General features: G+C 55.7%; 15 protein-coding genes. 6 read left to right on the top strand and 9 right to left on the bottom strand.

Annotated features, from left to right (window positions below):
• Positions 1–51 precede the first annotated feature (51 nt).
• Positions 52–1026 carry a DMT family transporter gene (locus AC5EFR_RS14310; RefSeq protein ID WP_493576460.1) on the top strand — a complete coding sequence of 325 codons (975 nt, stop codon included), beginning with the start codon at positions 52–54 and terminating at the stop codon, positions 1024–1026.
• Positions 1027–1278: 252 nt separating this feature from the next.
• Here AC5EFR_RS14310 and rplT read toward each other — a convergent pair whose 3' ends face one another.
• The 4 genes from rplT to pyk all read right to left on the bottom strand — a co-directional run bounded on the left by rplT (position 1279) and on the right by pyk (position 3692).
• Positions 1279–1644, bottom strand: coding sequence for a 50S ribosomal protein L20 (rplT, locus tag AC5EFR_RS14305; RefSeq protein ID WP_299922573.1), 366 nt, complete (start codon positions 1642–1644; stop codon positions 1279–1281).
• 14 nt (positions 1645–1658) lie between these two features.
• Positions 1659–1859: a 50S ribosomal protein L35 gene (gene rpmI / locus AC5EFR_RS14300; RefSeq protein ID WP_299922571.1), complete on the bottom strand. Its 201-nt coding sequence runs from the start codon at positions 1857–1859 to the stop codon at positions 1659–1661.
• Positions 1860–1987: 128 nt separating this feature from the next.
• Entirely contained in the window at positions 1988–2212 is a 225-nt protein-coding gene (locus AC5EFR_RS14295; protein WP_493576459.1) for a hypothetical protein, read from the bottom strand.
• A 34-nt stretch (positions 2213–2246) separates the two neighbouring features.
• Positions 2247–3692, bottom strand: coding sequence for a pyruvate kinase (pyk, locus tag AC5EFR_RS14290; RefSeq protein WP_493576458.1), 1446 nt, complete (start codon positions 3690–3692; stop codon positions 2247–2249).
• Positions 3693–3862: 170 nt separating this feature from the next.
• Between pyk and AC5EFR_RS14285 the strand changes: the two genes are divergently transcribed.
• Both AC5EFR_RS14285 and AC5EFR_RS14280 read left to right on the top strand, forming a co-directional pair.
• The gene (locus AC5EFR_RS14285) at positions 3863–4600 is read left to right on the top strand and encodes an N-formylglutamate amidohydrolase (RefSeq protein WP_493576457.1); all 738 of its coding nucleotides are present in this window, start codon (positions 3863–3865) and stop codon (positions 4598–4600) included.
• 98 nt (positions 4601–4698) lie between these two features.
• A complete protein-coding gene (locus AC5EFR_RS14280; protein WP_299922563.1) occupies positions 4699–5013 on the top strand; it encodes a DUF1244 domain-containing protein in 315 nt (104 codons plus the stop codon).
• A 32-nt stretch (positions 5014–5045) separates the two neighbouring features.
• Here AC5EFR_RS14280 and AC5EFR_RS14275 read toward each other — a convergent pair whose 3' ends face one another.
• From AC5EFR_RS14275 to leuS, 4 genes are read right to left on the bottom strand one after another with little or no spacing between them, the layout of a single operon-like run.
• Positions 5046–5636, bottom strand: coding sequence for a glutathione S-transferase family protein (locus AC5EFR_RS14275; protein WP_493576456.1), 591 nt, complete (start codon positions 5634–5636; stop codon positions 5046–5048).
• 46 nt (positions 5637–5682) lie between these two features.
• Positions 5683–6708, bottom strand: a complete 1026-nt coding sequence (gene holA / locus AC5EFR_RS14270) for a DNA polymerase III subunit delta (protein ID WP_493576455.1) — start codon at positions 6706–6708, stop codon at positions 5683–5685.
• Complete coding sequence (gene lptE / locus AC5EFR_RS14265; RefSeq protein WP_493576454.1) at positions 6705–7211, bottom strand: LPS assembly lipoprotein LptE; 507 nt, start codon at positions 7209–7211, stop codon at positions 6705–6707. The genes holA and lptE overlap by 4 nt, the downstream gene beginning before the upstream one ends.
• The gene (leuS, locus tag AC5EFR_RS14260; protein WP_493576453.1) at positions 7198–9729 is read right to left on the bottom strand and encodes a leucine--tRNA ligase; all 2532 of its coding nucleotides are present in this window, start codon (positions 9727–9729) and stop codon (positions 7198–7200) included. Before leuS ends, lptE begins: the two co-directional genes overlap by 14 nt.
• A 189-nt stretch (positions 9730–9918) precedes the next feature.
• On the opposite strand from leuS, the gene AC5EFR_RS14255 reads away from it, so the two are divergent.
• On the top strand, positions 9919–11178 hold the full coding sequence (locus AC5EFR_RS14255; RefSeq protein ID WP_493576452.1) for a glycosyltransferase family 4 protein: 1260 nt from the start codon (positions 9919–9921) through the stop codon (positions 11176–11178).
• Positions 11179–11262: 84 nt separating this feature from the next.
• Here the strand turns inward: AC5EFR_RS14255 and AC5EFR_RS14250 are convergent, their stop codons facing one another.
• The gene (locus tag AC5EFR_RS14250; protein ID WP_493576451.1) at positions 11263–11754 is read right to left on the bottom strand and encodes a DUF3576 domain-containing protein; all 492 of its coding nucleotides are present in this window, start codon (positions 11752–11754) and stop codon (positions 11263–11265) included.
• A 298-nt stretch (positions 11755–12052) separates the two neighbouring features.
• Here AC5EFR_RS14250 and AC5EFR_RS14245 point away from each other — a divergent pair, with 298 nt between their 5' ends.
• Together AC5EFR_RS14245 and AC5EFR_RS14240 are read left to right on the top strand one after the other, a co-directional pair.
• Positions 12053–13078 (top strand): porin, encoded by a 1026-nt coding sequence (locus tag AC5EFR_RS14245; RefSeq protein ID WP_493576450.1) that lies wholly within the window; start codon positions 12053–12055, stop codon positions 13076–13078.
• Between the two features lie 108 nt (positions 13079–13186).
• Positions 13187–13846, top strand: a complete 660-nt coding sequence (locus tag AC5EFR_RS14240) for a YggS family pyridoxal phosphate-dependent enzyme (protein WP_493576449.1) — start codon at positions 13187–13189, stop codon at positions 13844–13846.
• Positions 13847–13889: the final 43 nt, after the last annotated feature.

Below are 13889 nucleotides of genomic sequence, written 5' to 3'. Positions count from 1 at the left end.
TGAAGACAGGGTTTCAAACCGCATGAAACGGGTCGTCACCAAGGAACCCATGTGACAGAAACAGATACCGTATTTGGATTTCGAGACATGACACACGCCCCCACCCCACAGTTTGATCTAAAATCGACCATCATGTTGCTCGTCTTGGCCACCGTCTGGGGCGGGTCCTTCTTCTTTGGTGCCATCGCACTACGTGAGGTTCCCCCGCTCACAATCACCTTGCATCGGGTTTTGTGGGCCGTGCCCGCTCTGACATTGATTGTGGTTTACAAAGGTCTCCCGATTCCGCGATCTCTGAGGACGTGGGCAAGCTTTTTGGTGATGGGGGCGCTCAATAACGCCATTCCATTTTCGTTGATCTTCTGGGGCCAAACCCAAATTGAAAGCGGATTGGCATCTATCTTGAACGCCACAACAGCCATGTTCGCCGCAGTTGTGGCGGGTCTGCTTTTATCCGATGAACCATTGACTACGAAGAAAATCATCGGGGCAACTTTGGGTCTCGCCGGGGTGGCGTTCATCATGGGGCCGAGCGCTTTAACGCACTTCAACCCAAGCAACCTAGCTCAGCTCGCCATCCTTGGCGCGACATTGTCCTACGCCTTTGCGGGAGTTTGGGGAAAGACCGCTCTGACCGGCCAGCCGCCTCTTATGAATGCACTTGGTATGCTGATTGGCAGCACGGTTTTGATGGTGCCAATAGTGTTGATCTTTGATGGTCGGCCTAGCGTCGACCTCTCTGCAACAACATGGGCTGCTCTGCTGGGCTTGGCGATCGTGTCCACGGCATTGGCCTACGTTCTCTACTTTGCCATCCTTACACGCGCCGGGGCCGCCAATTTGCTTTTGGTTACATTGCTCATCCCCGCCGTTGCAATTGGGCTTGGTGTTCTTTTTCTAGGAGAAGACATGGGCTTCGAAGCGTGGATTGGCTTTGCCATCATCGCACTTGGCTTTGCTGTTACGGATGGGCGCTTGTTTTCGGCCTTGTTTCGAACATCCAAGGGCAAGACCCACACCGGATAGTGGCCGGTCAGACATTTTAGGATCGGAGCCTATCTGTATCGATCGTACAAGAGAATTCGATACCGAATGGGTTCTTGGCAGTACCTACCCAAACGGCATGAGAAACGTCACAAGCCATTCCCAAAGAGCCCATTCTGGGCCCGTTTCCCTGCCCTAGCCAACAATTATGTTTGCATGCCCAACTTGGCATCAAGGAACGAAAAAAGCCGCCCAAATCGAGCGGCTTTTCTAATCTTTTCAACGCGGGTCAGCTTACGCTGGCAGCGCGCCTTTGGCTTGATCCACGATCGCAGCAAATGCTTCGGGCTCGTGAACGGCAAGATCAGCGAGAACCTTACGGTCAACTTCGATACCAGCCAGGTTCAAACCATTGATGAACTTGGAGTATGTCAGGGCCTCGTCATGGGCGCGGACTGCAGCGTTGATACGCTGGATCCACAGGGCGCGGAAGTTGCGCTTGCGGTTATGACGGTCGCGTGTTGCGTACTGATTGGCCTTATCAACGGCCTGAGCTGCAACCTTGAAGGTGTTCTTGCGACGACCGTAGTAACCTTTGGCCTGCTTGACGATCTTCTTGTGACGCGCGTGTGTGACGGTTCCGCCTTTTACTCGGGACATGTTCTAATCTCCTCTTAGCGGTCGTACGGCATGAACTGCTTGATGCTTTTCGCATCAGGAGCAGACAATGTCGTGGTACCGCGAGCGTCGCGGATGAATTTCTTGGTGCGTTTGATCATGCCGTGCTGTTTACCAGCTTGGCTTGCCATCACTTTACCGGTCGCAGTGACCTTAAAGCGCTTTTTGGCGCTCGACTTCGTCTTCATCTTGGGCATTTCGGTCTCCGTCTTTTTGCGCGACTCGGCATGCCACTTGAGCCGGACGCGCGGTTTAGACGGGCCGTATAGGGGCGGATCGCGTTATTGGCAAGCCTTGAATCGCTGCTCACACGGGAATCAAGGGCCTAATTGGTGAATTTACCAAGCACTTGGAAAAACACCTGTGGAATGTCCTGCATTTGGTATCCACCGGGTTTGTTTGTCAGAGCGAAAACCACCAACCCGCCAGCCGCAATCATGACAATGGCCGCCACCCGAGGGGTGCGGCCATCTGAAAACGCAGAGACAACTGCTGGCAGCGCTAAAACTGCCAGGATCAACCCTGCAACCAATGAAATATCTGGATCCATACCAGCAGACCCCCGTGATTAACCTGAGAACAGGTTATTCCGGATCGGTGCTATAAATCAAACGTTCATCGCAGGGGGCGACGCGCAAAATATTGGTTGTTCCGGGGATGTTGAATGGCACCCCTGCTGTCACAACGATCTGATCGCCCTCACCGGCGAAACCGGCCTTGCGTGTGGCGCGGGCGGCATTGACGACCGCCTGTTTGAAGCGCTCAAGGTCACCGGTCAAAACACAGTGGGTCCCCCAGCTTAGGGCCAGGCGACGGGCCGTGCCGCGCGACGACGTCATGGTGATAATCGGCACCCGTGGGCGTTCGCGCGATACTTTGGCGGCGGTAGTCCCTGATGAGGTAAAGCAGCAGATGGCTTTGATGTCGGTTGTCTCGGCGATCTCACGCGCGGCGGCAACGATCCCATCGGCCACCGAATGACGCTCCGCCTTGCGACTGGCTTCGATGATATCGCGATAGGTTGGGTCTGCTTCGACCTCTACCGCTACGGCATCCATGGTGCTTACGGCTTCGATTGGGTAATCACCCGCCGCCGATTCCGCCGACAGCATCACCGCATCCGAACCTTCGTAAATGGCGTTGGACACGTCCGACACTTCGGCGCGGGTTGGCATCGGCGATTCGATCATCGATTCGAGCATCTGCGTCGCCACGATCACGGGTTTGGCGGCAGCCCGGCATTTGCGTACCAAACGTTTCTGAATCGGTGGAACATTCTGAACCGGCAGTTCAACACCAAGATCACCACGGGCGACCATGATGCCGTCCGAAACCTCTAGAATCTCATCAAAGCTTTCGACGGCTTGAGGTTTTTCGATTTTGGAGAGGATCGCCGCGCGACCATCGGCCAATTCGCGGGCTTCCCAAACGTCGCGAGGACGCTGAACAAAGGACAGCGCCAGCCAATCGACGCCCAAGGCACAGACAAATTCCAAATCGGCACGGTCTTTTTCCGACAGAGCCGCCAAAGGCAGCACAACATCAGGAACATTCACACCCTTGCGGTCGGAAATAACACCGCCGGTGACAACCGTGCAATTGGCGTGATCATCACCACAATCCTCTACGCGCAAACGAATTTTACCGTCATTGACCAAGAGATGCGAACCAGGCTGAAGCGCTTGAAAAATCTCAGGGTGCGGAAGGGTTACGCGGGTTTTGTCACCGGGTGTCGGGTCAAGATCAAGGCGGAAGGTTTCGCCCCATTCCAAATCCTGTGGTCCATCCGCAAAGGTTCCAACACGAAGTTTTGGCCCCTGAAGGTCGGCCAGAATCGCGATCGGGCTATCAAGATCTTTTTCGACCTGACGGATGATCTTGTGCTTTTCTGAAATTTCTTCGTGGCTACCGTGGCTCATATTTAGGCGAAAGACATCGGCCCCCGCTTCGTGCAATGCGCGGATCATCTCGTATGTTGACGATGCCGGGCCCAATGTGGCCACGATTTTGATCTTGCGATTGCGCTTCATGTTTTTCCCCAGTTCCTCATGTGGCGGCATAATTTGCCTGCCGTAATTGCCGTGCGGTCAGCGTATTCATAAACCACTATTTGTTAGCGGTAACGGTTCATGGTGCTTATTGCCTATTTCCCTTCACCGCGCAACTGCCCTATGTCTTGGCAACAAGAGATGACGACACCATGACATATCACCCCTATCATATCGAAGGTGCCAGCCGCAAAAGCCGCTGGCTCATCACCTGTGACCATGCGCGCAATACCGTACCGCCGGATTTGGGTGGGACATTGGGCTTGCCCGATTCTGACATGGAACGCCACATTGCCTTTGACCCCGGAGCCGAAGGAGTCTCACTGGCGCTTGGCGAAGCCCTCGGCGCGCCAGTTTTGCTGGGGAACTTCTCTCGGCTCGTGATTGACCCCAACCGGGGCGAAGATGACCCGACGCTGCTGATGAAGCTATATGATGGGTCAGTCATTCCCGGAAACCGTCATGCAGATGACACAGAACGGGAACGCCGGTTAAACGCCTATTACCGGCCCTACCATGACGCCTATGCAAAACTTGCCGCTGCCCAAGAGGATACGGTGATTGTTGCTGTTCACTCCTTTACACGTCAATTGCGCGGCCGCCCGACTCGACCGTGGCATGTTGGCATCCTACACGCGTGGGACAACCGCTTGAGCGACCCGTTTATCGCCGCCCTTGAGGCGGAACCGGACCTGACCGTTGGTCGCAATGAACCCTATCCGGGGCATTTGCCCGGTGATGCGGTTGATCGGCATGCGTTGAAACACGGGCGCAACAATACACTGATCGAGTTGCGCAACGATTTGATCGAAACCGCCGAGCAACAACAGCATTGGGGCCAACGCCTTGCGCCATTGCTCGAAGATGCATTGCGACAGGTTCCAGAATAACGCTTTGCGTCAGGCCGGGCGCAAAAAGGTTTTCAATGAAAACTTTTGCAAATTCCGTGCACGGAATTTGGGCACAACACCACAAGGGAGAGACAGACATGGATGATCAAACAAGGATTGAGGTTGAAGCCGCTGCGTTCCGCCGCCTGCGCCAACATCTGATGGAAGACCGCAAAGACGTGCAAAACATCGACATGATGAACCTGACCGGATTTTGCCGCAACTGCCTGTCACGCTGGTACCAAGAAGCTGCCAATGAACGTGGCATCGACATGGACAAGGCCCAAGGCCGCGAGGCTTTCTACGGTATGCCTTATGATGACTGGAAGAACAGCCACCAATCCGCCGCCAGCCCGGAAAAGCAGGCGGCTTTTGAGGTCGCGTTCAAAGAAAACGTTACCGACAAAGAATGAAAGCGAGCGGGGGATAACCCCGCCCTGCCCGTTTATTGCTTGTCGCGCGCGGCCTTAAACGCCGGGCGTGCCCGTGTGCGTTTCAGATAGGCTGCGAAGTCCGCAGATGGTTCGGGGAACTTGGCGCTGATTGCCCAATTGGCCAGATGAGTTAGGATGATATCGGGGATTGTGAACGTCTCGCCCATCAAAAATGGCCCATCCACTTCCGCCATCAACTTGTCGACATTGCGCTGATACTCGGCCCGGCACGTGGGTTTGACCTCCGCAACACGCTCCCCTTCGGGTAAAACAAAACTATGCCGCGCCGCGGTCCAAAGCTGGGCCTCGATATCGTCCAATATGCGAAAGGTCATGGCATCCTGTTTGGCCCGCGCCACGCTTCCCGCCGGGGCAGTAAGTGCCCCATGTTTGTCGGCCAAATAAGTCAGGATCGCAGAACTATCGGGAATCACTTCGCCGCCAACCTTGAGGACCGGCACCTTGCCAAGCGGGCTCACTGCGCGAATTTCATCAGATTGCGGGGCCGCGTGCACAAGGTCATACTCCTGCCCCAGCTCCTCCATCATCCACATCACCCGAAAGGTTCGGCTTTTGGGGCTTCCATATAGTGTGTAGCTCATACGGCTCGCTCTCTTTTGTTGTGTTGATCACAACGTGGCAGTGCCGTTAGCGGCGCGCAAGATAGGCCAACCTCACAAATGCGCGTTCGACCAAAGCCCCCGCCGGGGCCTTTTGCCCCGCTGAGCGGAGGGTCAGGTCAGTTTCCATTAACACATCCAACGCATCTTCGAGCCGCTCAACCGACCAGCGTTGCGCCTGCCGCAACATCCGGTCCCGGCGCGGGCCAAAGATTGGCGGGCGCATCCGTGAAATACCCTGTGCGGGCCCGCCGGGGGCAGATGCCAAGGCGTATAATGTCCGAAAATGGCGCATCCCCATGATCAACAAGGTCACCGGATTGACACCCTGCGCGGTCAATCTTCGCATGACCGGATCAATCTCGGGTGTACGCCCTTCTGCCAAGACGTGAAAAATCTGGTCTATTTCAGCCTCGACTGACGCCGGTGCATTAAGGTCAACCTCTTGCGCGGTCAATGGCGTCGAATCACCTAGCTTGTACAAAGCGATCTTTTCCAGAACTTGCCGGAAATCGCCGGGCGTCAAACCACGGGCCAGCTCTTCCAAGGCCCCCATCGCGTCGCGGTCCAGCTCTTTCAAACCGGCACGGGCCAGTTCGGATTCGATCTCGGCCCGCCCCATTGGGTCGTTATAGAGCGCCGCCGAATAGGTGCGCCCGTCGCCCTCGAACACTTTGCGAAGCGCAGATTTCGCCGTTAGCTGCCCGGCAGTGACAATGATCTGCGCGTCCCCCGCCTGCCAATCTTCGAGCGCCGCTTTGAAGGTTTTGGACAAGCCATCCGTGGCCTCTTCGACCAAAACCACCCGTGGACCGGGGAAAAACCCTTGCGCCTTGACCGCATCCAACAACGCCGCCGCGTCTTTGCGCAAATCCGCCGCCGGTATCCGGGTGAGCCGCATTTCGGCCTCGCCCTCGGGGCCAACCAAGGCGGCCACAACCTCTTGGCGTTTCATCGCCACGCGCATGGTGTCTTCGCCGCTGATCAAAAGACCGGCGGAATCGGGATTTGGCTTTTTGAAGTACCCATTTGCGTCGCGCGGAGACAGCTTCATTCCGGAAGGTTACCCGCAGACAAGATCAGATCGTCGATCACTTGATCCGCCAAAATCACCATCAAACGTTCATAGGCGTCATTTTCGGATGCCATGGTCGCAACCGTTGATCCGGTGTTTGAATAACCGGTAAAGGCGCTGGTCGAACCGCTCAAAAGCTGGGTCTTTCCTTCGGATAGGACATAATTCGCATGTCCCGTCACCTTGAACCGTGTGGTGTTCCCGGTCGACGTCGCACCTTGGTCGAGCTCTTCGGTGCTGAGTTTCACCTTGAGCACATAGGGTGCATTGGCCGGACGCCCCATGCGTGTCTCGAAATGACGATTGAACTGGTAGCTGTTGCGCGTTTCAGGGGCCTGAAGGATGATCTTACCCTGTAGCCGATCACCGGTTCCTTGCGGCCCATAAACAGGTGTGAAACCACAGGCGGTCAAAGACAGGGAGGCCAAAGCCAGCCCCCCCAGACATTTCCCGAGAAATTTACGTCGCTCAGACAACCACATTCACAATCCGCCCCGGTACCACGATAAGCTTTTTAGGCTGCCCACCATCGAGCGCCTTAACAACAGCTTCGTGCGCAAGGGCGGCTTTTTCAACCTCTTCCTTGGGCATATCGCGCGGAACGTTCATTTCGCCACGGCGTTTGCCGTTGATCTGGATCGGAAGTGTAACACTATCCTCAACCAACATCTTTTCATCGGCAACGGGCCAAGGCGCGTTGGCAACAAGGCCCTCGCCGCCCAAAAGCGACCACAGCTCTTCGGCCAAATGCGGCGTCATCGGTGACATCAGCTGCACAAGCGTTTTCGCCGCAAAGGTTTTCACTTCGGAACCAGCACGCGATTTGTGCAAAACATTGGTGAAACCGTACAGTTTGGCAATCGAGGCGTTAAAGCCAAAGCTATCAACGCCCATGGTCACATCATGGATGGCCTTGTGGGTTTCCCGCAAAAGCGCGTCGTCTTCTTTGGTCGACGGCACATCGCCACCCGCGATTTCCGAACAGATGCGGAAAACCCGCGCCAAATGTTTGCTGGCCGCTTCGGCCCCCGATGCTGTCCATTCGACATCACGTTCGGGCGGAGAATCAGAGAGTACAAACCAACGCGCGGTATCGGCACCAAAGGCTTTGATGATCTCAACCGGATCGACCACGTTGTTTTTGGACTTCGACATCTTGGCCGAGGGGATGATTTTGACCTGCGTCCCATCCTTAAGGAAGCCACCACCGTCGCGCAGCTCAACATCCTCGGGGTAGTGATAGACCGGGCGGCCATCGTCACCGGTGGTCTGATAAATCGCGTGGGTCACCATGCCTTGGGTGAACAGCGCGTTGAACGGTTCGCGCGCCGTATCGGGCAAGTGGCCACAGATATTCATCGCGCGGGCAAAGAAGCGCGAATAGAGCAGGTGCAAAATCGCGTGCTCGATGCCGCCTATGTATTGATCGACGTTCATCCAATAGGCTGCGGCCTCTGGATCGGTTGGCGTTGTCGCATCCGGCGCGGTGAAGCGGGCGAAATACCACGAGCTATCGACAAAGGTGTCCATCGTGTCGGTTTCACGCTTGGCCGGTTTGCCGCAAGCCGGGCAGGCACAATCGCGCCATGTTGGGTGGCGATCAAGCGGGTTGCCCGGAATGTCAAAAGACACATCATCAGGCAGTTCGATCGGCAAGTTCTCTTTCTTTTCAGGAACTACGCCGCAATCATCACAATGCACAACCGGGATCGGGCAGCCCCAATACCGCTGACGCGACAGGCCCCAATCTCGCAGGCGGAACTTGGTCACACCTGTGCCCCAACCGTCCTTTTCGGCGGCATCAATGGCGGCGTCCACAGCTTGGTCGCCGGTTTGCTCGGTCTCTCCGGCGAACCCGCGCAGGAAAGTGACCTTATCGGTTTTGGCGGGCACATAGGCCTCGGAAATCTCTTCTTCGCCAAAGACCGGAATGATCGGCAGGTCATATTTTGTCGCGAATTCAAAGTCGCGCTGGTCATGGGCCGGGCAAGCGAAAATCGCGCCGGTGCCGTAATCCATCAGGATAAAGTTGGCGATCCAAACCGGCAATTCCCAGTTGGGATCAAGCGGGTGTTTGGCGCGAATACCGGTATCAACGCCAAGCTTGTCAGCCTTTTCAAGGGCTTCTGCGGTGGTGCCACCTTTGCGCATCTCGGCGATTTGCGCCGCGATCTCGGGGTTTTCTACCTCAAGCTGTTTTGCAATCGGGTGATCGGGCGAGATGCCAACAAATGACGCGCCCATCAATGTATCAGGACGGGTGGTGTAAACGGTGATCGGCTCTTCGCCGTCCACACGTTCAAAACCAAACTCCAAACCGCGCGATTTGCCGATCCAGTTTTCCTGCATCAGGCGCACCTTGGCGGGCCAGTTGTCGAGCGTGTCCAAGGCGTCCAACAACTCTTCGGAATAGTCGGAAATCTTAAAGAACCACTGGGTCAGCTCGCGGCGCTCGACCTCGGCCCCCGACCGCCAGCCCTTGCCGTCGATGACCTGCTCGTTGGCCAAAACGGTCATATCAACCGGGTCCCAGTTCACCACCGCGTTTTTGCGATAGACCAGACCTTTTTCAAGGAAATCAATGAACAACGCCTGTTGCTGACCATAATATTCCGGGTCACAGGTCGCGAACATACGCGACCAATCAAGACCAAAGCCAAGCGGCTTCATCTGACCAACCATGGTGTCGATGTTTTCGTAGGTCCAGGTTTTGGGATGCCCGCCAATCGCCATCGCGGCGTTTTCGGCCGGCATGCCAAAGGCGTCAAACCCCATTGGGTGCAAGACGTTATGACCGGTGGCCAGATTGTAACGCGCAATCACGTCGCCCATCGTGTAGTTGCGCACATGGCCAATATGAATGCGGCCCGACGGGTAGGGGAACATTTCCAGCACGTAATACTTGGGCTTGTCGCCTTCGCGGGTGGCGGTGAATGTACCGGCCTCATCCCAAGCGGATTGCCATTTTGGTTCTATGGATGCGGGATCATAAACGGACATGTGATTTCCTCATACGGGCTGGGGCAGGCCCAAAAGGGCAGATTTTGCCGCTGTGATAGGCGCATGGCGCGCAATGGTCCAGTCTTTGGCGTCTTTTTGGCAACCCAATTCAGACAATCTGGTGCAAACCATTGGCGCGGGCAGCCACACATGGCAAAACACCGAAAAAGAGCATTTGAGGCGATACGGATGAAAATTCTTCTGATCCACCAGAATTTCCCCGGCCAATATAAACACTTGGCCCCTGCCCTCGTGAAACAAGGGCATCAAGTTGTTGCGTTGACCTGTAAGGTGAAACAGCCCACCCAATGGCAGGGTGTTCAAATTGTCCCCTACGAGGTCAAAGGTGGCTCGACACCCAACATTCACCCGTGGCTGTCGGATTTTGAGACCAAGCTTTTGCGCGCGACGTCCTGCTATCGCGGGGCCATGTCCCTCAAGAATCAAGGGTTTGAGCCGGATGTTATTTGTGCCCACCACGGATGGGGCGAACCGATGTTCCTTAAAGATGTCTGGCCCAACGCGCGCCTTGGTCTTTATTGCGAGCTTTACCATCTGACCGGTGGGGATTTCCTGAACTACGATCCGGAATTTCCGTCCAAAAGCCCCGAAGCCGACAAGCTGCGGATTCGGATGAAGAACATGAACAACCGCCTTCATGAGGAAATCATGGATGCCGGCCTTAGCCCGACGCAGTTTCAGGCCGATACTTTCCCTGAGCGGTGGCGCGACCGGATAACCGTTGCCCATGACGGGGTTGATACCGATCTCGTCTGTCCCAATGCCGACGCTGCCTTAAAGGTGTCTGATGATTTGACCCTGACACGGGATGATGAGGTGATCACCTTTATCAACCGCAACCTCGAACCCTATCGCGGCTATCACATCTTTATGCGCGCTTTGCCCGAGATCCTGAAAAAGCGGCCCAATGCCCATGTTGTTTTGCTTGGCGGGGACGAGGTGTCTTATGGAGCCAAGGCCCCCAAAGGGCAGACTTGGAAACAGATTTTCATCGACGAGGTGCGCGGCCGCATTCCTACACCCCATTGGAACCGGGTGCATTTCATGGGGCGCGTTCCGTATGACACCTATTTGTCGATGATTCAGGTGAGCCGCGCCCATGTCTATCTAACCTATCCCTTTGTTCTGTCCTGGTCGCTGCTCGAATCCATGAGCGCAGGCTGTGCGATTCTAGCGAGCAACACCGCCCCGGTGCGCGAAGTCATGACCGAGGGCGAAAACGGATGGTTGACCGACTTCTTTGACAAGGATGCACTGGTTGAACGGCTCTGCGCGCTTTTGGATGACCCTGAAACGCGCGCCCGCATGGGGGACACCGCCCGTCAATTCATCCGCGAAAAATACGATTTGCGTAGCATCTGCTTGCCCCAGCACTTGGATTGGGTTGATCGCTTGTCCAAACTCGATCCGCGCCCCGTGCTCGATTAACCGTTGTAGCATCGCCAAAATAGAAAAACCTCGACCTGCGTAAGCACGTCGAGGTTTTGTTTAGTCAAACGGACAGATGCGTTGTTACAGACGGCTGTCTTGCGCCCGCAACTGCCGGGCCCGCGTCAAGATCGCATCTTCAATGGCGCGAACCGTTGCGGCACTTGCCGGTCCCGACTTGGTCATCAACGCCACGTTCAATGACCGCGCATCCAAAGCCGGATCATTTACATGGATCGTGGCGCGATAAGCGCGTCCGCCACCAGGCGGCGTTCCAAAGCCCGTAACAATGACACCTGTAAAGGGATCAACGGTCTGGATTGGCAAGAAGTCCAACGTATCAAGCGAAGCATTCCAAATATACTTGTTCACCGCGCCAATCTGGCCCTGATCCTTACGAGACCTAAAGATATCCCACACCGTGCCACGCGGCTTGGTTTTATCGGCATAAAGGATCTCATCCATAAGCTCATCTGCCGGAGGCGTGTCCACCGGGGCGCGGTTGGCAGACGATCCACAGCCTGATTGAACAAGCAAAGCCACTGCTAGACCGATACCTAAAAAGATTCGCGACATGCTCATCCGCCTTTTCTCCCACCAAGGATGTTTCCCTTTCAATACTAGGGGCGCGCCAAAGCGGCAAGTCGTCATTGTAACAAGCCGTTTTGACGGTGCCATCGGCAGGAAGTTGCGCAAGAGACAGTGAAAAACCGGGATGGGCGGAAAACCTTGTGACAATTGCGCATCACTGAATTGTCTGTTGGCCGTTCTCATTTTCAGACGGGTTGCAATGCAGGGGTCAGCAAGCGCATAGATCACGCATCAGGGCCGGACTTTCGGCCTGGTAGTGCCTTTAGAACACATGAGGGAAACAATGAAACATATCTTGCTTGCTACCACTGCACTGGTTGCAACCGCTGGCGTTGCGTCGGCAGAAATCGCGCTGTCTGGCTCCGCTGAAATGGGTGTCATCGGTGGCTCCGAGATCGAAACTCAGTTCCACACAGACATCGACGTCACATTCACCATGACCGGCGAAGCCGACAATGGCCTGACATTCGGTGCATCTGTTGACCTGGACGAGTCCAACGACGGCGACGCATTCGGCAACACCACTCAAGGCGGCGAAACAATCTTCGTTGCATACGGTCCAGTTAAACTGACCATGGGTGACGTAGACGGTGGTTTTGACGCAGCAATGTCAGAAGCCATCATCGGCTCCGCGATCGCAGACGATCACGAGCAGGGCGCGTCCATCATCGCTGACGAAGGTCTCGCATCCGAGCGTGAATTCTCCTTCGGTGGTTACTCTGGCAACTCCGGCCTCGACGGTTCCTACGACGGTCAGATCGCTCAAGTTCAGTACTCTGCTTCTTCCTTCACCGGCTACCTGTCGGTTGAACTGGACGACACAGAAGATGGCGGCGATCCTATCTGGGGTCTGGGTGTACGTTACTCTGCCGACCTAGCCGGTCTGGCACTGGGCTTTGGCCTGGGTTACCAAACTGGTGACCTGAACGGTTCCGCCGACGATGGTGACCAAACTGTTTGGGGTGTGTCGGTTGATACAACCTTCAACAACGGCATCCAAGCGATCCTGAACTACTCCGAGCATGACTTCGGCACCGACGACGACCAGCAGCACGTTGGTATCGCATTCGGTTACACCATGAACGCACTGACCATCGGTGTTAACATGGGTAAATTCGACAACCGTGGCGGCGACGCTGACCTGTCGACCAAAGGTTACGGCCTGGCAGTTGACTACGATCTCGGTGGCGGTCTGCAGGCTCAGTTCGGTTACGGCTACGCAGAAATCGACTACGATCCTGCTGGCTCTGCCAACGACATCAGCGAAGATGCAAACAGCTGGTCCTTGGGTCTGGCAATGTCCTTCTAAGGACTGCTTGATTTAGACTAAGAGAGAGCGGGCTTCGGCCCGCTCTTTTCTTTTGGGGCAAAGCCATTTAGCTGATGTGTCAAATCAAGCTGAGCACGGAGAGCTGACATGGGATTGATGGATATTCGCGACCGGATCGCCAACGCCTGCCTAGAGGCCGGGCGCGTCCCCACTGAGGTTGAGCTTATCGCGGTCAGCAAAGTCCAACCCCTTGACCGCGTCGAAGCGATTTTGGAGCAAGGCCACACCCTATTCGGCGAAAACCGCGTTCAAGAGGCCGCCGACAAGTGGCCGGATTTCAAATCGCGTTTTCCAAATGTCTCGGTTCACCTCATTGGGCCGCTACAATCCAACAAATCCCGGCAAGCCATGGAGTTGTTCGACGCAATCCATTCGGTTGATCGCCCCAAGCTGGCCAATGGAATCGCCCGCCTTGCCCAAGAGCTTGGCCATTGCCCCGATCTGTTTATTCAGGTCAACACCGGTGAAGAGCCGCAAAAGGCCGGCATTCTCCCGGCCGATGCCGATGGTTTTATCGCCGAAGCGCGCGCACTCGACCTTCCAATCAAAGGGTTGATGTGCATCCCCCCTGTTGAGGAAACCCCAAGCCTGCACTTCTCGTTGCTGCGCAAAATTGCCGAACGCAATGGCTTAGCCGGATTGTCGATGGGAATGAGTGCCGATTTCGAACAGGCGATTGCCTTTGGGGCCACCCATATTCGCGTCGGCTCGGCGATTTTTGGCGACCGGGTAAAACCGAACGCCTAAACGTATATCCAGATTGCAGCCGGTTTAAAGCCAGCTTATCTTG

The sequence above is a fragment of the Pelagimonas sp. genome (assembly GCF_058892305.1).
The sequence above is the reverse complement of the archived record's forward strand: the minus strand, read 5'-3'. Positions and strand labels throughout refer to the sequence as shown.

Excerpts from the sequence above, each read along its gene's own strand:
- rplT (WP_299922573.1), bottom strand. The coding sequence starts at position 1,644 with ATGTCCCGAGTAAAAGGCGGAACCGTCACACACGCGCGTCACAAGAAG.
- rpmI (WP_299922571.1), bottom strand. The coding sequence starts at position 1,859 with ATGCCCAAGATGAAGACGAAGTCGAGCGCCAAAAAGCGCTTTAAGGTC.
- AC5EFR_RS14295 (WP_493576459.1), bottom strand. The coding sequence starts at position 2,212 with ATGGATCCAGATATTTCATTGGTTGCAGGGTTGATCCTGGCAGTTTTA.
- pyk (WP_493576458.1), bottom strand. The coding sequence starts at position 3,692 with ATGAAGCGCAATCGCAAGATCAAAATCGTGGCCACATTGGGCCCGGCA.
- AC5EFR_RS14285 (WP_493576457.1), top strand. The coding sequence starts at position 3,863 with ATGACATATCACCCCTATCATATCGAAGGTGCCAGCCGCAAAAGCCGC.
- AC5EFR_RS14280 (WP_299922563.1), top strand. The coding sequence starts at position 4,699 with ATGGATGATCAAACAAGGATTGAGGTTGAAGCCGCTGCGTTCCGCCGC.
- AC5EFR_RS14275 (WP_493576456.1), bottom strand. The coding sequence starts at position 5,636 with ATGAGCTACACACTATATGGAAGCCCCAAAAGCCGAACCTTTCGGGTG.
- holA (WP_493576455.1), bottom strand. The coding sequence starts at position 6,708 with ATGAAGCTGTCTCCGCGCGACGCAAATGGGTACTTCAAAAAGCCAAAT.
- lptE (WP_493576454.1), bottom strand. The coding sequence starts at position 7,211 with ATGTGGTTGTCTGAGCGACGTAAATTTCTCGGGAAATGTCTGGGGGGG.
- leuS (WP_493576453.1), bottom strand. The coding sequence starts at position 9,729 with ATGTCCGTTTATGATCCCGCATCCATAGAACCAAAATGGCAATCCGCT.
- AC5EFR_RS14255 (WP_493576452.1), top strand. The coding sequence starts at position 9,919 with ATGAAAATTCTTCTGATCCACCAGAATTTCCCCGGCCAATATAAACAC.
- AC5EFR_RS14250 (WP_493576451.1), bottom strand. The coding sequence starts at position 11,754 with ATGTCGCGAATCTTTTTAGGTATCGGTCTAGCAGTGGCTTTGCTTGTT.
- AC5EFR_RS14245 (WP_493576450.1), top strand. The coding sequence starts at position 12,053 with ATGAAACATATCTTGCTTGCTACCACTGCACTGGTTGCAACCGCTGGC.
- AC5EFR_RS14240 (WP_493576449.1), top strand. The coding sequence starts at position 13,187 with ATGGGATTGATGGATATTCGCGACCGGATCGCCAACGCCTGCCTAGAG.